Annotated in this window: 25 protein-coding genes; 3 read left to right on the top strand and 22 right to left on the bottom strand. The window is 39.6% G+C overall.

Annotated elements, in window-relative coordinates; genetic code table 11:
- Positions 1-173 precede the first annotated feature (173 nt).
- The 8 genes from FO447_RS15480 to FO447_RS15445 form a co-directional block, all read right to left on the bottom strand.
- The gene (locus FO447_RS15480) at positions 174-644 is read right to left on the bottom strand and encodes a hypothetical protein (RefSeq protein WP_153128395.1); all 471 of its coding nucleotides are present in this window, start codon (positions 642-644) and stop codon (positions 174-176) included.
- Positions 635-1,228: a Panacea domain-containing protein gene (locus FO447_RS15475; RefSeq protein WP_153092573.1), complete on the bottom strand. Its 594-nt coding sequence runs from the start codon at positions 1,226-1,228 to the stop codon at positions 635-637. Before FO447_RS15475 ends, FO447_RS15480 begins: the two co-directional genes overlap by 10 nt.
- Before the next feature lie 69 nt (positions 1,229-1,297).
- Positions 1,298-1,843 (bottom strand): hypothetical protein, encoded by a 546-nt coding sequence (locus FO447_RS15470; RefSeq protein ID WP_200758673.1) that lies wholly within the window; start codon positions 1,841-1,843, stop codon positions 1,298-1,300.
- A 949-nt stretch (positions 1,844-2,792) separates the two neighbouring features.
- A complete protein-coding gene (gene rhuM, locus FO447_RS15465) occupies positions 2,793-3,293 on the bottom strand; it encodes a RhuM family protein (RefSeq protein ID WP_200758671.1) in 501 nt (166 codons plus the stop codon).
- 50 nt (positions 3,294-3,343) lie between these two features.
- On the bottom strand, positions 3,344-3,631 hold the full coding sequence (locus tag FO447_RS15460; RefSeq protein ID WP_117729061.1) for a type II toxin-antitoxin system YafQ family toxin: 288 nt from the start codon (positions 3,629-3,631) through the stop codon (positions 3,344-3,346).
- 5 nt (positions 3,632-3,636) lie between these two features.
- Positions 3,637-3,876, bottom strand: a complete 240-nt coding sequence (locus FO447_RS15455; RefSeq protein WP_117695786.1) for a hypothetical protein — start codon at positions 3,874-3,876, stop codon at positions 3,637-3,639.
- A 565-nt stretch (positions 3,877-4,441) separates the two neighbouring features.
- Positions 4,442-4,711 (bottom strand): transcription-repair coupling factor, encoded by a 270-nt coding sequence (locus FO447_RS15450; protein WP_200758669.1) that lies wholly within the window; start codon positions 4,709-4,711, stop codon positions 4,442-4,444.
- A gap of 374 nt (positions 4,712-5,085) precedes the next feature.
- Complete coding sequence (locus tag FO447_RS15445; protein WP_200758667.1) at positions 5,086-5,508, bottom strand: hypothetical protein; 423 nt, start codon at positions 5,506-5,508, stop codon at positions 5,086-5,088.
- A 191-nt stretch (positions 5,509-5,699) separates the two neighbouring features.
- Between FO447_RS15445 and FO447_RS15440 the strand changes: the two genes are divergently transcribed.
- From FO447_RS15440 to FO447_RS15430, 3 genes are all read left to right on the top strand, one after another.
- Positions 5,700-6,257 (top strand): HU family DNA-binding protein, encoded by a 558-nt coding sequence (locus FO447_RS15440; protein WP_200758665.1) that lies wholly within the window; start codon positions 5,700-5,702, stop codon positions 6,255-6,257.
- 88 nt (positions 6,258-6,345) lie between these two features.
- Complete coding sequence (locus FO447_RS15435) at positions 6,346-6,480, top strand: smalltalk protein (RefSeq protein ID WP_153079614.1); 135 nt, start codon at positions 6,346-6,348, stop codon at positions 6,478-6,480.
- A 39-nt stretch (positions 6,481-6,519) separates the two neighbouring features.
- Positions 6,520-7,044: an N-acetylmuramoyl-L-alanine amidase gene (locus tag FO447_RS15430; RefSeq protein WP_200758663.1), complete on the top strand. Its 525-nt coding sequence runs from the start codon at positions 6,520-6,522 to the stop codon at positions 7,042-7,044.
- Positions 7,045-7,076: 32 nt separating this feature from the next.
- Here the strand turns inward: FO447_RS15430 and FO447_RS16145 are convergent, their stop codons facing one another.
- The 14 genes from FO447_RS16145 to FO447_RS15365 form a co-directional block, all read right to left on the bottom strand.
- Positions 7,077-7,235, bottom strand: a complete 159-nt coding sequence (locus FO447_RS16145) for a hypothetical protein (RefSeq protein ID WP_234699136.1) — start codon at positions 7,233-7,235, stop codon at positions 7,077-7,079.
- 892 nt (positions 7,236-8,127) lie between these two features.
- On the bottom strand, positions 8,128-8,619 hold the full coding sequence (locus tag FO447_RS15425) for a hypothetical protein (RefSeq protein ID WP_200758661.1): 492 nt from the start codon (positions 8,617-8,619) through the stop codon (positions 8,128-8,130).
- 792 nt (positions 8,620-9,411) lie between these two features.
- Complete coding sequence (locus FO447_RS15420; RefSeq protein ID WP_118191145.1) at positions 9,412-10,257, bottom strand: AbiH family protein; 846 nt, start codon at positions 10,255-10,257, stop codon at positions 9,412-9,414.
- Between the two features lie 49 nt (positions 10,258-10,306).
- A complete protein-coding gene (locus tag FO447_RS15415) occupies positions 10,307-11,533 on the bottom strand; it encodes a transposase (protein WP_117664388.1) in 1,227 nt (408 codons plus the stop codon).
- A gap of 189 nt (positions 11,534-11,722) precedes the next feature.
- Entirely contained in the window at positions 11,723-12,703 is a 981-nt protein-coding gene (locus tag FO447_RS15410; protein ID WP_118191147.1) for a DUF262 domain-containing protein, read from the bottom strand.
- A gap of 213 nt (positions 12,704-12,916) precedes the next feature.
- Entirely contained in the window at positions 12,917-14,206 is a 1,290-nt protein-coding gene (locus FO447_RS15405; protein WP_005814044.1) for an IS1380-like element IS612 family transposase, read from the bottom strand.
- A 131-nt stretch (positions 14,207-14,337) separates the two neighbouring features.
- Positions 14,338-14,883, bottom strand: coding sequence for a hypothetical protein (locus FO447_RS15400; protein ID WP_200758660.1), 546 nt, complete (start codon positions 14,881-14,883; stop codon positions 14,338-14,340).
- 1,187 nt (positions 14,884-16,070) lie between these two features.
- Complete coding sequence (locus tag FO447_RS15395) at positions 16,071-16,433, bottom strand: DUF4145 domain-containing protein (RefSeq protein WP_200758725.1); 363 nt, start codon at positions 16,431-16,433, stop codon at positions 16,071-16,073.
- A gap of 35 nt (positions 16,434-16,468) precedes the next feature.
- Entirely contained in the window at positions 16,469-18,166 is a 1,698-nt protein-coding gene (locus FO447_RS15390) for an ISL3 family transposase (RefSeq protein WP_118082171.1), read from the bottom strand.
- Positions 18,167-18,243: 77 nt separating this feature from the next.
- Positions 18,244-18,570 carry a hypothetical protein gene (locus FO447_RS15385; RefSeq protein ID WP_200758659.1) on the bottom strand — a complete coding sequence of 109 codons (327 nt, stop codon included), beginning with the start codon at positions 18,568-18,570 and terminating at the stop codon, positions 18,244-18,246.
- 6 nt (positions 18,571-18,576) lie between these two features.
- Complete coding sequence (locus tag FO447_RS15380; RefSeq protein ID WP_118191155.1) at positions 18,577-19,623, bottom strand: reverse transcriptase family protein; 1,047 nt, start codon at positions 19,621-19,623, stop codon at positions 18,577-18,579.
- Between the two features lie 199 nt (positions 19,624-19,822).
- Positions 19,823-20,194, bottom strand: a complete 372-nt coding sequence (locus FO447_RS15375) for a hypothetical protein (protein WP_118191157.1) — start codon at positions 20,192-20,194, stop codon at positions 19,823-19,825.
- A 2-nt stretch (positions 20,195-20,196) separates the two neighbouring features.
- On the bottom strand, positions 20,197-20,682 hold the full coding sequence (locus FO447_RS15370) for a phosphoribosyltransferase-like protein (RefSeq protein WP_200758658.1): 486 nt from the start codon (positions 20,680-20,682) through the stop codon (positions 20,197-20,199).
- Positions 20,683-21,236: 554 nt separating this feature from the next.
- A complete protein-coding gene (locus FO447_RS15365; RefSeq protein WP_200758657.1) occupies positions 21,237-21,467 on the bottom strand; it encodes a hypothetical protein in 231 nt (76 codons plus the stop codon).
- Between the last annotated feature and the right edge of the window lie 658 nt (positions 21,468-22,125).

Genomic DNA, 22,125 nt, shown 5'->3' with positions numbered 1-22,125 from the left:
AGATAAACACAGATTTCTTAGACCTGTGCGGTCTGGGGGGATTAAGGGCACGCGGATCTCGCTGATGACGCAGATCTTTTGAGTTGTGCGGAATACGATGGTGTTTAATTTTATTTTGTTCCTCATTGCAGTATCGCTCTGCACTTGTCGCCATTCGAATGGGGAAGAATACTTTATAAAATTCCAAATCTCTTCTTTTCTTTATTAGTAAGAGTTTCGGTTGTTTTAAGAACCTCAAAGATTCCTTGGAGATCTTGGGAGGTCAAAGTTCCAAAATACTCTCCTTCCATCAATTTCTTTAATGGGATAGAAAAGAGCATGCCACAATCAACAAAACTATCATACTTCAAGAATTCAGGATAATCTGTTTGATGAAGAAGATATTGGGCTGAAAGAAAAGAATCGGAATAAGCTGCCTTAGGACTCATTTTTGTATTAACCAATACTGAACCATAACATACTTTTTTCACTTTATCTACTCCGATAATTACTAACTTCTTTGGTTTCTGCTTTCTTCCATCCTTGAAAACCAAACCTTCTTCTATAGAAATAACTGTTCGTACCAACGAACCTATTTCTAATTTATCTTCGGTAACCTTACGAAGATTATCAAGATAGGATTTCTGCAACTCCCTTAAATCCATGACAATGCTTTTTGAACTGATTGACGGTCGCGAATTACACATAGCATGTCTTTGCTTGCTCCTGCCGCAGCTGCCATATCATACATGGTTATCTTGGAGTCCTCACCTGTCTTGTCAGCCTGACGTTTTGCACGTTTCCAAGCTCTGTCTTCATGTGACTTATCGGATAGGTCAAAGGATTCTACATCCTTGCACTTTTCAATCCATTTATCCAACATCTTCACATCAGCTACAGACAGTTCATCCATATCGCATTCCGCATTCTTGGAAGCTAGAACAAGTTGATGACCATCCTGAGAGATGGCTATATTCAAAGAATCTGCAAAATCCTTTAATTCTGGCGTAGAAAGGTCTGCCTTGCCTTCAATACCACGCAACACCTTATAGGTTAAAGCAGGTACTGGACCATGCTTTCTTGCAACAAAGGTATCGTAAATGATTGGCAATCCGTATTCCTTTAACTGATCTTGCTGCGCAAAATACATAACCTTAAAGAGATGAATATAATCAACTCCTTCTGGGAATGCTTTCAGAATGTAAAGCACTACTGCCTTTATTTTCAAAATCTGATCTATTGTCTTCATTATTGTATCTCCTTTTTGCCTGCAAATATAAGGGTTTTCTTTGAAACTACCAAATTTTTGGAGGAGTTTTTAATTTTCTACAATTTCCAACAAATTTCTACTTATCGTAAGCGTTGCACCACTGATGTACTTGATTTCGCTGCCGATGACGGCTTTCTTGCCATTATAGCTCTGCACGTATGCTTCCACACCTTTCATGCTTTTCCTTTGACCTGGCATCGTCAGCATCTTATACACATCCGAACGGAAGCGGATCTTATCAAGTTGTGACGGAGAGACGTTACAAAAGATGAAAGTGGAAAGAAATAGCTTTTCTTTCACTCTTCGCTTATTGGAACGCTTGTCTATATAAACTACTTTTACCTTAGGAATCCAGTAATCAAACCAAACATGATTGCGATTGAGATTTATTCGTATAGAATCAGCGATTCTCGTTTCACAATTCACTCTCACTACAGCCACGTACCATCCTGCATCATCAGGTTTTATAAGCCCTTCATTAGGCTTTTTGGGAGCCATTTCCTTAGCGTTTTCTTCACTTTTTGCCATGGCTTCGCCGTCGTCCCCTGCAATAGTGGACGTAACCTGTGATTGTATATTTGTCTCTTTCATCATACGAATCAAGTTCGTTTTTTGATGTCGTTCATCTGAATCTCGATTTAAGAGACACAGAATCTCCTTGCAAAAATACGAAAATTGTTGGAAACTAGCAAATTATGCGTGTTAAAAAATTAATATCATTCTACGAAAATCAACATTATTTTACTATTCTTTTCGTACATAATTTCCTAAGTCGTTGATTGAACGAAAGTTTTCGGTTTTTCTGTGTCTCTCATGTAAAGATTCTGGAAAAATGGTTCATTTTGGTTCATTTTATAAAATCCCTCTTTTTATTCTTTTTTGTGGCTTATAGGGCTGCCACTATTTTGGCGTTGGCATCATCTACTTCTGAGCTTTTGATGGAATTGAGATAGATTTGCGTAGTGCCTTCTCCATCTTTCGTTTGGTTGCAACCTTTGTGATGATGACAGATACACCTGATACATCCTAACCAAGCCTTCCCTTCTCAGAAAGGAAGGATGTAACCGCCCTACTCGGTACTGTTTATGCCCCACCTGTCCCTCCCCAGCGGGAGGGTCCTTACCCTATACCCAAGCCCTAAATCCCTACCATAGGGATTAGGGATGTAACCGCCCTCCGGTGCTCGGAACCGCTACGCTATAAGGTTGGCGGGGCATCAAAGCCCTCGCCAAATTGTGCGGGATGGGACCGCCTGGGTATAACTTGCTATAATTTGCTATAAACTTGTTATAATTTGCTATAGCTTGCTGATTGGGGGTGCATAGGAACAGCTTGCAGATTGAGACCACCATTTTTGTTCCTCATTGCAGTATCGCTCTGCACTTGTCGTCGCTCGAATGAGGAATATTATTTTTATTCTACTTTTGAGAGGATTACCTCAGGAGAGGTACCCATCAGGGTTATGGCGGAAATCTTATGACCGCCATTGGCATTTAATGAATGACCACAATGATAGAGGCTGTCATCTATGATAAGCCAGCGGTCATGGGACTCGTTTTTCCATTTTCGGATGTCTATATGATTGTTGGGGAAGGGTTAGCGATGAAACATAGCCATCTATGATGATTACTCGATGATTGGCTGAACTAACCAGGTTCTCCAAAGCAACTCTTGCTGTATAGAAATCACCTTCGAAGAAGACCATCTCTGCAGGAGGGGTCGAAGTCCGAATAAAGAAATCAAGCTGCTGTTGCTGCTTAGCCTGGGTATCCTCAATATGGGTCATACGCTTGTCCATATTCTCCTGTAAGGCTCTCAAGTGACGATTCACGGAATAACCTTGGAGAAGATATTGGCGTAAAACAGATGTAGCCCAAATACGGAATTTTGTACCTTGTACGGACTTTACCCTATAACCTACAGATATTATAACATCTAAATTATAATAATCAACTTGATATGTTTTGCCGTCTGAGGCAGTGTAGGCAAATTTTGCCCAAACTGATTCTGCTTCCTTATCTACTTTTTTCTCTTCTATGGTCATAACGTAAGTTTTTTTCGACTCCCCTGTCCCCCTCTTGGCTGTTATGGAGATCAGCGCTTACGCCCTTTACCAAATAATTCAGAATGCGAACCTAAACGAACTAATTCTATTGCATTATTGTTCTTATCAAACCAAATCAAAAGTGTATCATTTTCTATATGGCATTCCATATAGTTCTTCCAGTTGCCTTTCAAAGAATGAGGATTATATTCTTCCGGTATCTGATTGCCTTCTGCCAAAAGCTTAACTATCCCCATAAGCGTTTCTACAAATTCTTTATCATTCTTAAAACGCTTATAATCTTTCTTGAACTGCGAGGTCTTTCGAATTTCTTTCATAAACCCTATTCCTCCATTGATGCCATGAAACTTTCTAAGCTATCTACTCGAACTACTCCCGCATCATGACCACTCTCAGCCTCTTTCATTGCTGCCAAAGTTTCTGCGTTTGGAACATCTTCCAAAGCAGCACTCCTTGAAACTGGGGAGTCTGAAACTATTTTAACGCCTCTCATAAGAGAGAGGACATTCTTTAATTGCTCCAACAAAGATGGACTATCTATCTGTAATGTTAACTGTGCCATAACTTCTATATTTAATTCGCAGCAAAGATAAGGGTTTTCTGTGAAACCACCAAATTTTGGGGGAGTTTTTTCAACTCTGACCAATTACTTGTAGAGATCTACGGTGATATCGAATGGTGAAGCGAAATCTTTCAGCATTGCATACTTCGTAATAAGCAGCTAAGCACTATAACATTTTTCGACTCCCCTGTCCCCCTCTTGCGAAGAGGGGGTCCTTAACCTATACCCAAGCCCTAAATCCCTACCATAGGGATTAGGGATGTAACCGCCCTACTCGGTGCTGTTTTTCTAAAATCATCCCGTCCTTCTTTACCATTAAAGAAGGCTCCACCTCTCATCTCGGTCTTCTCTCCTCAGGCGAGAAGAAGGAAACCGCCCTACTCGGTGCTCAGAACCGCTACGCTATAAGGTTGGCGGGGCATCAAAGCCCTCGCCATGGTTGTGCGGGATGGGACCGCTGGGCTGTTATGGGGATCAGCTTGCAATTATATTGCTGAAAGTGGGTGCATGGAGAGGGTATCCTCATTGTTGCCATAAAACTTTCTATCTCGGTTTTCTTTCTTGATTATTCCTTATTTTTTTTTAACTCGTCAGCAGGTTTCTCCACCAATTTTTGCTCTGCCTGGCTGGCAGTGGGCGCAATGAGATTGTTTCCGCCATGAATATTGAAGATAGCATGGGGATCCTGACACTCCTTGATTTGATCGATGAGGCCATGATACTCCTTGGACATCATCTTGCGTAGCAGACATTGCACTCGGGAGACGTCGGCAAAGTGATTCTCATTCATGAACTCCTGTGCCTTCTGTATCATGTACAAATTTTTATCCTCCATACTAAATTAACCATCTAGAATCAATAAAAGCCAATTTTCAGCAGCAATTGACCATAATCCGCAAGTTTTGCGAGTTGAAAATCCTATAGTTGTACGACTGTAAAGCTACAGTTGTACGACTATACATGCTATAGTTGTACAACTCTGGAGTTATAGTCGTACAACTATAGGGGTCATAGTCGTACGACTATAGATTTTCAAGAGACCAAGTATATTTTCCAATTTTTATACACTGCTGATTATCAACAACTTACCAAGCCTCAACATATTTTCAATTCTACAAAACGAATTTGGATTCATTGAAAATTCTGAAATTATGGAGTGCGTAAAAGTGCCTTTTGTCAGTATTTTTCCTCACGCTACTTCATTAGTGATCATTTCCACTTATACCAGGCTTCATTGATATACTTGCGGATATTACTGATGCCCGTAGTAACCTGTGGTGCCAAGGGCTGTAAGACTTCGATGAACTCCTGCTTCACCATAATATCTTGGTCAACCTTTACATCTGTATCATTCACCATATCCATCACCACCTGAGCCAATTCCTTGGCATTGGTACATGCGGAGAGCTTGGCTACATATTCTGCTAATGCTTCCACATTATTAATATATAAGGAGAGACGGGTTGTTTCGGGTGAGAGAACAGGCTCTTGACTTGTGGTCTTCGCCTTCATCATCTCCTCTATGTACTTGTCGCCATAAAAGTTTTGCTCAGCCTTGATAGCATTGGGCAGAATCTGGTTGTTACCGCCAGAGATATTAAAGACGATATTTGCCTTATTATTATCTTCCATTGCTATGATTTTTATAAAAAGTGAACGTATCGTGAATGAGCAGTAAACAGATGGTGAACGTCAGTGAAGGCATTTGTTTTCGCCTCCGAAATGTTGTATCTTCGCAACGTCAATCAGAACAAACGGGATTGCTAATCTCTTTGAACTGACGATGACTGAACTTTAGTATTAATCTTTTAAATGTTTTAATTATGAGTAAAAGCTACAAAGTTGCAAAGAAGACCATTAACATGGGTGAGAAGAAGGGTCAGACTCTCTTTTCTGTTAGACCTTACAGTTACGGTACCTTGACCACCGAGGAGGTTGCTAACCAAATCGCAGTGGAGTCTACAGCTACTCCTGCAGACGTAAAGGCGGTACTCGACCGCTATGCTTACTACGTGAAGGAGAACCTGAAGAAGGGTTACGACATCGAGTTGCTTGGATTCGGTAAGCTCTTCATCCGCTTCATTACCGGCAAAGCTGTAGAAGATGAGAGTAAGGCGAACGCTAAACTCGTCAAGAGTCTCGTTCCTGCCTTCCGTCCTTCTTTCACCAAGTTGCAGAATGGTACTCGTCTCTACAACCTGATTCCTGATTCCATCGAACTCGTCAAGTACGGTGAAGAGAAGAAGGATAAGACCACAGGCGGCGAGACCACTGACGGAAAGAACACTGGCGGTGAGACTACTGGTGGTGAGACCACTGGCGGCGGTTCTGGCACCGAGGCTGGCGGAACTGGTTCCGACAATGGTGACGGATTGGAATAGTCTCCAACTCTGGCAGTGCCTTACCTCTCTGAAAGGGAGGCACTGCTAAACTCTGATAACTTATTGTTTTATTTAAATTTTATTGATTATGAAAATGTTTCGTTCTAACTCTGAATCAAATCCAAACAAGATTTCCTGGACTCAAATCGTGAATGCCATCGTACAGGCGCTGATTGCTGCTCTCACGGCACTGGGAGTAAGCTCGTGCGCGAATGCCTTATAGCAATGTTAAGTGTTGAATGTTAAATGTTGAATTATTCCTATGGCGAAAGATACATTTCCAATGAACATTGGCGGGGGGAAGGTACGCTCTGAGCGCATGCTCCGCGCCAAAGTGGAGAACGGCAAGAACATGATGTCTGCCGACTCTGTGAGATTTCTGGTACTGCATTGCTCGGCTAGCCGATGCAATCAGGACTATAGTGTGGAACAGCTGCGCCGTGACCATAAGGCGCGTGGGTTTTATGACATCGGCTACCACTTCTACATCCGTAAGGATGGAACGATGACGCAGCACCGTAAGCTGCTGGAGGTGGGGGCTCATGCCAGACCTTATAATGGATGCTCTATCGGCATCTGCTATGAGGGAGGGCTCGATGAGCAAGGCAAGCCTTGCAACACCATGACAACTGAGCAGGAAACGAGACTCATTGATCTTTTCAGGAATCTGAAGATTCTCTTTCCGAAAGCGAAGATTGTGGGCCATCGGGACTTGCCTGGGACTACTCCAAAGGAGTGTCCGTGTCTGGATGCTGGAAGCTGGGCTGCCCGACACCGCCTTGATTAACTCTTATAACTCCTTTTGGCTGGCATTGCTAGCTAAAGGAGTTTATCATGATACGTCTTTCTAAAGTGCGTCGGATCTGTTGCTACGAAACCATTTTCAGCTACATATCCTTCACTTTTTGCCATGGCTTCGCCGTCGTCCCCTGCAATAGTGGACGTAACCTGTGATTGTATATTTGTCTCTTTCATCATACGAATCAAGTTCGTTTTTTGATGCCGTTCAACTGAATCTCGATATAAGAGACACAGAATCTCCTTGCAAAAATACGAAAATTGTTGGAAACTAGCAAATTATGCGTGTTAAAAAATTAATATCATTCTACGAAAATCAACATTATTTTACTATTCTTTTCGTACATAATATCCTAAGTCGTTGATTGAACGAAAGTTTTCGGTTTTTCTGTATCTCTCATGTAAAGATTCAGGAAAAATGGTTCATTTTGGTTCATTTTACAAAATCCCTCTTTTTATTCTTTTTTGCAGCTTATAGGGCTGCCAGTATTTTGGCGTTGGCATCATCTACTTTATTATATATGTCATTTGCGGTGGCTTTGTCTGTCCATCAGGAACTCTCCGAGCACTTAAAGCTCAGTCGCCGCACCTTGCAGGAATACCGCAAGCCGATAATTGATGGGAAAATCAGAGATGCCAGATACACCTGAGACAATTGCCTCTAAACGAACAAAGGGGAACAACCAGTCTTTGGTCGTTCCCCTTTGTTCGTTGTATTCATTCTGATTACATCACATGATTGTCAAAATGGCTTTGCATGCAAATCATCCCGTCCTTCCTTGTTGATAAAGCGAGCTGCACTCGGCATTTTTGAAAGCGAGCTTTCATTGCACTCACTGGCATCGCTTTTTCCCATTAAAAAAGGTATTTTTTCGAATCCCTCCGTCTCCCTTTCCAAAGGGAGCTCCACCTCCTAACCAAGCCTTCCCTTCTCAGAAAGGAAGGATGTAACCGCCCTCCGGTGCTCGGAACCGCTACGCTCTAAGGTTGGCGGGGCATCAAAGCCCTCGCCATGGTTGTGCGGGATGGGACCGCCTTCCTATTATCTTGCTAAAGGTGCTGGGTACTACCCCTATTTTAAAACAACATTAGCTTGCTTCTTTAAGACTTCCAAAAATTTAGGGAGTTCTGAAAGAGGGAGGATACCTTCTTTCTCTATCTCTCCATAATTGACATCATACACTATCCTATCACTAAGAATAGATAAACAGGCATCTCCTTTGGAGGTCTTCCATTGCATTAATATATAGCCATTGGTATTTGGGAATATTGCTAATCCTTGAAGTAACGATTCGCTACAGGATGCAACAACCTTCCGAGAATAATCACATGCTTCTGATGATATAGAAGGTGAACCGGCGTAATCCCAATTCGCTGGCAAATCTCGAAGTTCAAGAATTCGCTTCTCAAGTCGTTGCCTTAACGAAAGGCTTGGCTTCTTTTTCAAGTGTTGCTTCAATAATCGCAAAGCTTCTGCCATAGCATCAGTCACACTGATGTTATTCTGCTCTGCTATCGTTGCATAGCCTTGATATAATGTATTATCGAGTACCAATGTTGCCATAATCGTTATATTCTAATTATTGGCTGCAAATATAAGGGTTTTCTGTGAAACTACCAAATTTTTGGAGGAGTTTTTGATTCTTGCTCTAATCTCCCACAGATTTGGCTTTACTTCCCACTGGTCAGTGGGTCCGGTGGACAAATCTCCCTTCGGTCGCCGATTTTCAATTCACGGATTTGCACAGATACTCTCGTTGCAGCAACGGTTCTCACTAAACTTCGCAGCAATAGATATTTCTCTGCACGCGAATTACGCATTGATTTTACTGAACACGAATTGCACGAATTACACGAATAAGGTATATCACCTATACAGCGTCCCCACTATATTCCAAGTAGTTACACCTATCAGTTTTTTGAAAAAAGTTATTTTATTATCGTTTTGCATAAGATAAGCTGCTCTCGGCAATTTGAAAGCAGCTTTCATTGCGCTCACTGGCATCGCTTTTTCCCATTAAAGAAGGAATTTTTCTACCTCTCCGTCTCTCCTGCAAGGAGAGCTCCACATCCTAACCAAGCCACAATAGGCTTTACGACCCTTTCGGTTCCCCTCACAGGGGACAGAAACCCTTCTCAGAAAGGAAGGATGTAACCGCCCTACTCGGTGCTGTTTATGCCCCACCTGTCCCTCCCCTGCGGGAGGGTCCTTACCCTATACCCAAGCCCTAAATCCCTACCATAGGGATTAGGGATGTAACCGCCCTCCGGTGCTCAGAACCGCTACGCTATAAAGTTGGCGGACCATCAAAGGTCTTCGCCATATTTTGCGGGATGGGACCGCCTCATTAGTTGCTCACATAGAACAGTTTATAAATTCTATTTTATTTAATATCTGCAGTTGTGTCAACTTATGATTAGTTAGCATTTGCAACTGCCATATCAAGTTATCATAAGATGATTGATCATAATAGTAGAATACCAATTCGGTATATGTCCTATCATCAGAACATAGCTTTCTAAAAAACTTCTCAAAATACTGATGGTCTGTATCTCCTAAAGAGTATCCATAGAAGATAATACGCTCTGCAGAATTCAGCCAATCAGAAAATTCTTGTACCTTTAGATGTCGGCTATGGGCTTTATATAAGAAAACATGTTCTTTAGACAATTTTGCTGAATCCTCTACACCAAATACGATATCATCACTAGGAGCTAAAGAACCATGAATATGCAAAAGATTGCCTTTTGAATCTTTAAACTTATCCCATGTTAATCTTTCTATTATACTCGTATAATTAAAAGATATAATCTTACTACCAGCTGGTAATTGATCAATAACCCTCTTTGCAGGGTTCTCTGGACTTGGGCCAAATGCTCTTTTGGTTTCTTCTTGAAGATAAAATTTTAGAGACGTCTTTAATTCTTCATATTCTTCCCTAAAAGATTCCGCCCCCAATTCTATTTTACCTGTTTTTGGCGTTAACTCAAACCTAGAAAGTAGTTGACTATACTTAGAAAGTTCATTTTCGATATCTATCCATCCCATATTCTCTTCATATTGATTATGAAGATAGGAGCATAGGCTGGAAGTCTCCTCATGTGGAAAGTATGAACTCTTCATAAAGTCGCCATAAGATGTTTTAAATCCCATAGATAAGTCAAATCCATTACCTACTATCAATAATGTTTCTTCTCCCATTGATTGATGATTTTATTATTCAATAGTTCGTTAAAATTTGAGATAATGGCTAAGCAGCTTTACGTTGCCAGCCAAAGAGTTCTTTGATAGTATGACTAATTAACTTTCGGTTCGGTATTCTCCGACACTTGTTGAAAATTAATTTAGCGATGTATGTGCTTGCCATAATCTCCTTGAAAGAAGCCATGGAATACGGCAATTCATTTTCCTTCATCATCACTTTCGCAACATTCTGTGATGCGAATGATGCATTATAGGAAAAGTCCAACTGGTTCTTGTGTCTTGCTTGGCAATGCGTAAGACCAGTATATTGCTTTGCATCGCGAAAACAAAACTCTATTTGGAATCTTGAGCGGTATGTGCGCAACACTTCCTCACCCGACATGGATGTCTTTGTTGAGAAGAAAAGCTTGTGTTTTCCGTTCGGCATAACCCAAATGACAAGGCGCACTTTCTGCTTCAATGCCTTTGAATAGGCTATGAGTGTGTAGGCTGTGCCTTCAAGTCCTTCAATATGCAACTCTGCCATACGTGTGAGGTCAAGTTTCTTGTAGTTGATTTTTCCGTCAAGTGTCTTGGGACGTCCAGGCTTATTGGAACGAGGTCCCGTATACACATAATATAGGCTCGCAGTATCCCTGAAGCGGCTGACAAGATGGAAACCGCACTCTTTGATTCCGTCCACAAACGGACGGATAGAGAAGAAAGCGTCAGCGACAACAATATCGGTGACCTTCAACAAATCCTTCTTATAACGCTTGATGACCGCTATGTAATGTTGCACGAGAGTCATGTTACGCATTTTCAATTCTCCAGTAGATGGAGTCTGATGGGCGCGCAGCATCATGCAACTGTTGGCATGGACATCGACAAGTGCAAGCCCCATGATTTCAAGCCCATGCTTCATGGAACTTGCACAACCGGACCAGAAAGTACCGATATGCGGAGTCTTCTTACCCGACTTGCTGATGTAGCTCGGATCGATGGCTATAGCCAATAGACCATCCATATTCAAGTAACGTCGGCATAGGGCAAGGTTGAACTTCACCCAGTCTATGCATTTAGCACGACCACGGTTGAAGTTCGTTCTGTAGGTCTGCTCACAATGGGTGCCGTAACGCTCCATTTGAGTGAAATTTATCTTTCTTTGTATCGTCATGTACAATAAAAGTATTTCCAAGAGTAGACTCTCGAAAGTTTTGCTTAACTTTGCAGATGAACTTTTGATAGCATCTCTGCATATTTCCGTATATTGGTTGAGTGGTTCTGATGTCATATAACTTTGAGCTTAGAGAACTATAAAGTTACTGATAATCAGCCACTTAACCAAATTTTATTAGTTATATTACGTTAATTAACTCTCTCATTTTCAATCGATTACATAAGAATTAACAGAGTATTGATTATTACCATCTAGAAAAAACGCTTGTAATGGTCATTACAAAACCTATACATGAATCTGCCTTTATTTAGCTAAGCAGTATTTGTAAAAAATATCTGCACGTTTTATTCTTGCACTTCTACTATTAGTACCTGTGTACATAACAGAATAATACTTACCAAAATCGTTTTCTTCGTTTCCCTTATTGGCTAAAACTTCATCCTCAAAAGAATGGATTTTAGCAACAATATCATCCGGGATTTGACTAACTTTTGATAATTCTACGAACATTGTAAAAAAGTTAGACTTGCGATACCACATGCTATCTGTATCCAAATTAAATGTCTCTATAACATGAAACAAATTAAGGATTTTATCCTTCATCGTTTCTGCATTTTCATAGGAATCATCATATTTTACGATATATTCTCCAGTCATCGTATTACCAGCGAAATAGCCACCTTCTTCTAAGGTAGCCATAATCATTAGTATATAATTCAAATCACCCATTCGATTTAGTTCATTATCACTAAATAAAGGGAAAGAACCGTTATCTAAATGATTCAAAATATCTTTTGCGGTACTAATAAACTCACCCTCATAAATGGCATTATTGATTTCTATGTCATTTAGCCTGTACTGAGTGAGATTAATTCTTCGAAAGACCTCTTTAATCGTATCAGAAGAGGCATCTTTCAAATCACGAACAACAACATCATAATTAAGGAAAGCAGCCTTTTGTTGATTATCCAAAGCAGAATAACGTAGGATCTTCTTACAAGGAAGTTCACCATTAATATAGCTTATTATTGTTGACAGGCGTTGCTGCCCATCTACGACAACTTGCTGTGCTTGAAAAGTCTCCAAATCAATTCCCGACTGAGCTATATAAATCTCTGGAAAAGGAAAACCTTTTAATATAGTATCAATAAAAGACTCCTTGTGTCTTATCGACCAAACTAACTTTCTCTGAAAGTCAGGTTGTAATATCAAATCTCCACGTTTAATCATTCCAATAAGATCTGATATTTTCTTTGTGCTTGGAGAAGATGGTATTTGTGCCATAACTATATCTATTTTAATTTCTTTATTGAGTTTGTATAATAGTCCTAAAATCCGCAACTATCATCCAATACACGATTAAGGGTAGATTTATGAGTCGTTAGTAGCAGCTTTCAGTAAAAAGCAACAGCACAACATCAATATGTAGCCACCATCCCCTTACCCCACGATGCGACTTGAGGTAATACGCAGATTCAAACCGGAAAGAAAGGATTCTTATCCGAATTCTGTTTTGAAGGGTTTTGCATAAGCTCGGTTCTCTGTGTAGATATTCAGCACGTATTGCCTTGCAGTCATGATCCACTTGGCAGGTACGGAGATGAATCTGAAGACAAAAGCCTTTATGCGACTCGTTTTCTTGAGCCCAAAAGCCTTGGTGTCAAGCCTGCTCATGATGGTCTTGTAGAAATTGTGTATCAATGCAGTAAGCAGAAGAAAGACAGTATTCTCCGCCATGAATGACTTGGGGAGCCTGCTCCAACCGAATCCGTTGTTCATGTCGTCAAAGATACGTTCCTTGCCGCCACGCAGATTGTAGAATTCAACAATGTCCCTTGTCGATGACTTGTAATCGTTGGTCAGAATACAACGGTAAGTGTATTCGCCTTCCCACAGGTCAAGGTCGCCACTGTTGCGTCTTTGTCTCTGGATGACAAGACGATAGCACTTGCCTTCCCATTTCTCAACGAGAATGGAATTGAGTTCGAACTGGATGCCGTTAATCTCCTCCGTCTTCCATCCTCTCAGAGCAAAGATGTCATTGTAGAGCGAACTGCATCGGTTGGCACGGATGTAGAAATGTTTGCAATGCTTCTCTATCTCACTGACGATTTCCTTCGAGCAGGAACCGCAGTCTGCCCTGAAGCGATTTACACGGATGTTCTGGGATTCCAGAAGAGCGAAGAATCTCTTATGGGTGTCTGCCTGATGAAAACGCACATTCGTGTTACCATCGCTGTTCTCGATATAGACTATCTTGTCACCGATAACATATACGCCAGGCCTGTAGCCGAGGAACTTTTTGTAGGTCGGTTTTGCATCATACTTCTCCGTTTCAAGGAACTGATGGTCAAAGTCAACATCGTATTCCTCAATTTCCTTCAACTCGCCTGTAGAAACCAAAGCGTTTATAAGCAATGTGTTGAGTTTGTCTGCAGTATTGAAATCATAGGTCTTGCCTTGGTCGGAAGTATAGGAGATGTTTTCCTGTGTCAGTTCCTTGATGGCTCTGAGGATGGTATCAGAGCTGCATGTACGAAGGGTAGGATGATACGAGAGATGGCGCATCAGTTGTGACGTTACATCTTCCACGCATGAGCCGCCACAGAAATAAACGCTCATCAGCGAACGGACTATCTCGCTGAACTGATATCCGAAGATACTGCTGCATCTCTGACCCAGTGTTGAGTCGATAACGGGTGAAAGCATGGAGTCAAATTTCTCCATGATTGAAAAAATTCCTCCAAAAGGTGTGAGTTTCTCAGATTTAATTTGTATTTTTGCCATGTCATATTAGAGTTTTGCTTGTTTTCTTTTTGCAACACTAAGATAAGTGAAAATTCTGACATGGCAAAATCCTGGGCAACTTTTTGTTGCTCAGGAACTTATAAATAAAGTTAAATTATAGTGTTGCGGAATTAAGGATAGTATTCCATATAGTCAAAGTTCTTAAACAACCCTGCAGAAACTTTATAGTTACCTGCAAGATTATTATTATAAGATATTGACTTAAAATAGGAGAACCATTCATCTTTAGATAACTTACCCGTAATTTTTGCAGGAAGTATATCGGGTCTCATCCAACCTTTTATCATGTACGATAGGAAACGGTTATATTCGCATTTTTCATGAGAAGTTAAAGTTTCCAAACCAGATTCCAACCGATATTGAAAATTTCTAATTTCTAAATAAAAACTTTCAAACAAGCTTTGATTTACAATAGCTACATCTATATCAGACTCATCAGAGAAAACAGAATTCTTATGATAACTATATCCCAATTTTCCTGAGCCCAATATCAAGACTTCTTGAAATCCAACATGCCAATGGTTTGCAATCTGCTCGCGAAAATCATAATAGCGGTTTGCATTATCCTTAAAAACATAAGGAATTCCATGTATTATGTATTTTCTCACGATTCGCAAATATTCATCATTAGAATTAGCTTGCTCTATCTTATCCAATAATTCTTGTTTCGTTATCATAATAACCAATTTAGGGATTCGACTCTAATCCTTCGCCAATATCTGAATAAAAGCTATATTGCATACACACTATACAACTAGTAGTGTAAGCGGTCACTTTAGGTACGTTAAGCCCTAAAATGAATGCTTTTTTATTATCTCTTAAGAAAAAATCATTTGAATTTATGCCCAAGAAGTAACTGTTGCCAGTTGCCATCTATGAGCGAGTAAGTCTACCAATTTGTCTTTTGCCGTTTTCTTGATCTTACGGAACACATCACAAACTCACTGCCTTGGCACTTGGCTTACGATAAGAATCATTACGCAAACAATGAAGCATCTTGGTATAGCTTACATTTTGTTCTTTACAGACCCCATGAAGGTTCTTGCTCTTGTACTCGGTTCGAAACTAACGAACCATTGAGGCATAGTACTTGCCTTCTTCGTTTATATTCATTTTGTCCCAAATTTAAAATTCGGGGCAAAGGTATACATTTTTATTAACGTACGCAAGATGGCCCTAAGTGACTGCTTGCCGTCTGCGGCAGTATGTAAGGATTCCTTACATACTGATTTTTCGTCTAACTCTTTCTCCTTAAAGATGTTACGAATATGCATAGTTATATTGTTACGAGTTGTACGAAACAACTCCGTCATCTGTGCTTGAGTAGTAAATCACCGTTAGAACGTAACTACTGATTTTCAGCAGTTAGCACATCCAACATTTTTCAAAAAAAGCATATTATTAATTGGTATTGCCAGAGCTGCCAATTAGGCAACCTTGACATTCACCTTTTTGTTCGAGTTATAATTACATGGGATTAGGGACATGATAAAATTTTCGAAAACCTACCCGTCCTTCCTTACCATTAAGGAAGGCTCCACCTCTCATCTCGGTCTTCTCTCCTCAGGCGAGAAGAAGGAAACCGCCCTCCGGTGCTCGGAACCGCTACGCTATAAGGTTGGCGGACCATCAAAGGTCTTCGCCAGTTTTTGCGGGATGGGACCGCCTGGGGTGGGCAGTTTACAACTCCCTATTCTTATAAAATCAACATTGATATAGAATGGAGTATTACAGTATTGTACCGGTACTAGCGCCTAATACAAGACCTTTCGCATTTGCAAAAGTCTCCTTTGTGTTGGCTTTCATCAATTCGTTGTATTGGTCCTCACTCATAGTTGTTTTACTACTCTAATGAGTCTCGTTTAGAAATTGACTTTTTTACACTATCTGGCAACTGATTAAACATTTCATTTATCTGCTTTGGTTGACTAATCATATATTCAACTATCATATTTATAAGATTCATCAACATTATAGCAGTATGCTCATCATCCACGTCGAAAGCAATGGTACCAGGGTGAACTGCTTTATTACCAACAACTCGTACAACATCCAAAGCTTGTTGGATTTTCAAAGGTAGCCCTTTAGAAACCAACTCACCTATATTTTTATTTATATCTCTGTCATTTGCACCTAATTCATTACAAAGCTTATCTATAGCCAAACGCAATAATGCGCATGCAGCCCTAGGAGAAAGGGCATATATATTTCGGCTCTTCGCAAATTTTGGTGCACATAGTGCTAAAGCTTAAGCGCAACCTTTTTCTCCAACAAGGTGATGGAGGCTCGTCCTGCCATAATTCGTTTTACTGTTTTTATCTTGCATACCGTTCCTTCAAGAATTCCATTGTTCCATTTGCTGGTAATGGAATTCTTGATGGCCTGGTAGTCGTCAAGCAAACCCATGGCAAACTTTTCTATTCCATCCACCCCACATCCAATGGCCATATTTATCCATTTGTATAGTCCCATTTTGTTCTCTCCACTCAATATCCCTTGAAATGTGGAGACAAAGTATTTCAAATCATACATGTTTTTTTGTTGCATGAAAATCTTGACAGATTCCGTCTTTGGTCTTGAATTAAAGTGTACAATTGCGTTCCAAAGATCATGCTCTTCCATTCGTATGCTTTCTTTTGATAGAAATTTCCTCATTCTTTCTTTGTACTCCCCATATTCATTTTTCCATTTCTCCCTCAGAATGGACAGCAACATTTTCATTGCATACTTTTTCCCCGAACCATGAACGCCCTTGACCACACCTGAGTATTCCAAAGTCTTTTTCTCTAAGATTCTATCTGATATGTACTTCACATTTTTATATACCCATAGTTGGCTAGGGTTGAGAAAACTCTCATAAGTTGCATCTAGCAGTTTCTTAATCTCGCAACTGCTATAGCCTGTTTTGTCATGGATATCCTTTATAGAGAGCTCTTGATTTACATGCATTTGAAGACACAACTTCCGCTTAGCCAATGTTTTAGCTTTTTCCACGTCTTTACTCATTGAGTCCAAAGATGCATAAATACCTTGTAGCACCCAGGATTGATCTAAGACTGGAGGTTTGGGACCAATTTCACTTTTGTCCAACAAACGTTTTCTTTCATGCAAGAAGCGGCTTTGGACTTGTGGGAAAAGTGCTTTCGTCAAATTTTCCATAATATGGAATTTGTCTGCGACAACAGTTGCTGCAGGAAGAGCCTTCTTTATAGCCTTGATGTAACACTTGCCCCTATCGCGAGTGATGGTGGACACATGATGATAGAGGCTCAGGACTTCAGCGACCTTTTCGGAGTCTCTAGAATCAATCAATTCCAACACTTGACCAGTGTCATGATTGACGATGGCACTACCATACGAATAGCCTTTCCTTTTAGCAAAATCGTCTATACCAATGTTGGTTGCCGTCCTATCTGAAGCTAGTTTTATATTCTTGAGATGATTGATACATGTGTTGGGGCAGCAATGTATTCCCATATCCGACAATATTCTGGAAGCTGAGACTGATGACATCTGTAAGTGCACTTGGTTCATTAGTCTTGTACAGTCAATGGAAAATCTAGCATACTTGTTGAGCCAATCGGGCTGTTGCTCTGTAAAGAAATGACCATCGGCCTTACAGTGAAATTTACGCATATACAAAATCAGTGTAAAACGTTTTCCACCGAGCGGAGGCATGGTTACTTTCCTTTTTTGCCAGCCACGGGTATGATGTGTCTCGATATGGCAACGATCACAGCAAGCGCAAGTAGACTTGCTTTTTAGCGTCAGTGCCACTTCATCCTCTGTGATGGTATAGTTGATTATAACGAAATTAGCAAAGTGGGGGATGAGGAAAGCAACGAGGTTTTCTCCCACTTCAAAAGCATTTAATTTTAAATCCGTTTGGTTGTTTCCTAAATTTTCTGTACCTTTGCAAATGTTAGCGATTGTCTCCATTGTAAGTCTTATTTTTTGAACACTAATAAACTTACATTTTTTGTCGGACAATCGCTAACATTTTATGTAAAACTTTCTTAAAGAATTCTGCAGTTGGGCATTATGTGCACCAAAATTTGCGAAGAGCCTATTATATTTCCAGCTTCTTCAAATAATGACTTTACAGAAGACGGCATATCTTCATTAGGCTCTATCGCCTGTTTTTGAGGATAAATATATTCATCATCTATCCACAGTATCTTCTTACCACAATTAATACACCTTGCTATCGTCAGAATATTCATAAATTTTTTCAGTGCAAAATCTGATTGAAAATGATGTTTAGCATACTCCATATAGGAAACTATATTGCAATGTGGACATGTGAAAAAAGACTTATCTTTTTGTGGTTCTATATAATTCATTACTATCTATTGATTATATTTTTGATTATACAATGCTCTTAAATATTCTAATGATTGCTTTGCAAATTCATTTTCGGGTTCAAGCATTAGCCAGAACTCCGTCTTGCCTATAACAGACTCTAAATAATGGGGATTTTTGATACGTCTTCTACGAATATGTTCCCCCAGCCCATAGTTACTAATATAATACAATTCTTGCTCTAACTTTCGACGATATTCCCTTGGAACTCGTATTTGTCCATTTGCCAAGCTCACACCTGTCAATATTTTGGCACCATTTCCCTTATACAACTTTACCTTAGATGCATTTACTATGAAATGGCACTCAGATATAATCCTGACAACATATTGCACAAAAACAGGTTTTATCAAATCCCCAGAAAAAGCTAAGTCATCAGCATAACGCGTATATTTATATCCCATTTTCTTAGCAACTCCCAATAAGCGATTATCTAAATGATGAGCAATAATATTACTCAATGCTGGACTTGTTGGAGCTCCTTGTGGCAAATGCCCATCTACACAACAGATGGAACCTAAGTAAAATGCCACATGGTTGCTATAGCCTAAACTACGAAAAACATTAATCACTTGATTTTGCGTAATCGAAGGAAAGAAATCCTTCAAATCCAACTTCAACAAGTATTTGTTTGAAACATGTACCCTGGCATTAGTCACTATAGATTTCTTCGGACAAAATCCATGAGCACAATAGTTAACCTTAACTTTGCTCAATATATTTTCATATATCCATGTTTGGACATACTTTAGGGTATAATGCGGTGCAGACAACTCTCTAACACCACCACTTTTCTTTCGTATAAAAAAATTACGGTAATGCTTATCTGCACCATACACTATACTATGCAAGTATGATACATCTAGTCCTAAAAGCAAGCAAAGATGTGGTAAATCAAATATGACAGGCATATCTTGCTTTAGCAAAGAACGAGCATAAGCCAAACACTGATTGGCAAACTCAGGAGCTATACCTCTAGAACGATAGTAAGCCTTCCAAAGTTCCATCATCTTTTGTAACTGCAAGTCTGTCATAATCTTATATTGTTAAAAGGGGAGAGAATTATTACTGGAACTACTTTCCTAACAACGCCTGCAACAGATTCGTTAAAAATGCATCGCATTTTTGATGAATCTGTTGCTGTCAAAGTCGATAGACTTTGACTTCGAACACCGTGGTGTTCGATGGGTAAAGCAAAGCCTAACCCTGCCGGAGCGACTACACTCCTATTTTCTAGTTTCCAACATTCTCTCCACCTTTATTTTTCTTTCCAGTATTCAAAAAATCTTTTGTCGGAAGGTATGGTTCGTTTATCTTCAATCTATTTTCCATACGCATCCCTTCAAAATATTTTGATCCATGAGTATACTCCGTTACTACACCATTCTCATATAATGAATCTATCGCTGCACGACCTGCCTCAGTAATCTTGATACGATATTCATCATCGCAGGTTATGAGACCCTTCTTTTGATATTCCATGATAAATGCAATAACGTCAGAAGGGGTCAAATCAAACCTATTAGAAATGGTATATCCTAATAACCCATTTCTGCAGTTTCCCAAGGAGAGAAACAAATCTATATATCTACGTTTGATTTCCATTATCAATAACCACTCTGTGACCTAATAAACAAAGTTTTTCTATCCGAATTATCTGCGTACCTCTTCCACCAAAATATAGGAAACACATTGTTCGGAACATTTTTGGACTTTCGACAAAACAAAGCCTCAGACTGTTTGTACCCTAAATGATAATCAGAAAGCTCTGTTTCATTTATTATAGTAGCTAGTTTACTTTCTAAATACGACATAAGTTGAATTTTATGTTCGACCTCGCTGGGAAGAAAGCTTTCAGATATAGCTCTATTCATCTTATAAGCACAAAAGACATCAATACCTAACTCACGAAGTTGGTCAACGGCAAATCTCATCCCAGAAGCAACTACAAAATGCAGGGAGCACTCTCTCCCATTTTGAGCCATTTTACTTTCAAACTCATCCTTACGATTCAGCAATGTACTACCACTACCAACAAAATCATCAAGAATAAAAAATGTCGTATTGACTGAAAGTCTCTTTTTTTTAAGCAACGATCAAACCTATTACAATAATTATCAGATGGAAAGCCTGCTAATTCCATATAAAATTTTATATCTTGCAAAACACTCTGTGAACTATCAGGTAAATGGTCGTGAGCCGTAGCTACCAACAAGCATTCATCTAAAGAATAACCTCGATTTACAATATTATTACTCATATCCTTCAGGCAAAGATTATAAACATCTTCATCCATCAAGGAAAAGTTAATCAATAATTGCTTTACAAGGTTACGTTGTTCTTCATCATCACACAAGTCATAAAGTTCACTAAAATATCATCTTTTTCCAACAAAAACTCTTTTTGACTTTTAATCAAATCTGAGATAAACAGAATTTTTCCTTGTCCATCGTATATCGTCAACACTGCGTCCCATCTTATTACAAGAGTTACACATGTCAGTATTTTAATAGTTATTCTTGTATCGTTTACAGGGTGAAGGATTACTTTGCACATTCCTTCACCTCATCTGTTCTTTCAACATAGTAACACGGAAGAATAGAGTAAAATTCCTTATCTTCATCTTTCATGCGGGTAAGAAAGTGCCCTATTTGCTAAAACCATCAAGCACGTCTTGCTTGATTCTCTTAGCAACATCCAATTGTTCTTCGCGAACCATTATATGAATATACATATCGTTACCACAAGCATCAATGCAAATTGGTAAATCAACAACATTCATATCTAATAACCCTTGAAGCTTTTGAAACAAACTTGTAAAAAGTCTGTTACGATAATACTGTACCGAAAAACCTTCTGCCTTTTTACGAGCATTCATCGGAACATCGGCTATATCATCGCATACATAATACAATATCGCATTGTCATGAGACCTGAAGAAGCTATAAATTTGATTAGAGATAAGTGATAATCCCGAATCCCTGTCACATGTTTATAACTACCTATTCTGTTGAGATATATTCCCCATACCTCAACATCAGACTTTTCTAAGGCGGAATTTATTTCGGATGACAAAAATCTCGCTCCATCATTCAGAATTCGCACGATATATATCACCCGTTTTGCTTGCTTGTAAATCTATATTCAAATGCATCCATTACATAGCTATATCACAAACCTCGCATCCTCGTTTTGCCATATCTTGCAGCTGAGCTGCCTTATATGCCTTCATACGCTTCACCCACTCTGCTACCTTTGGGGAATCGCTTTTAATAACTAATGTTTCTTTTTTCTATCATTGTATAACCTCCTATAATAAAGACTGCTGCAAAGATACTACTTTCTGACGTAAACACCAAGGAATTAAGAGAAAAATGCATTTATTAACCTATACTTGGCTTATGGCTAAACATCACAATACACAAAATGATTCTGCTTCCTTACCGGTTCTGCGGCGATAGTCATCACGCATTCGCTTTCCATTTGTGCTATGTATTCTGCCTTTCGCTCCCTAGAAGCCTTGAAGCGACGCATAA

This window comes from Segatella copri (assembly GCF_015074785.1).
Taxonomy (GTDB): Bacteria; Bacteroidota; Bacteroidia; order Bacteroidales; family Bacteroidaceae; genus Prevotella.
Note: the sequence above shows the minus strand (reverse complement) of the source record. Positions and strands in the feature narration are given on the sequence as shown.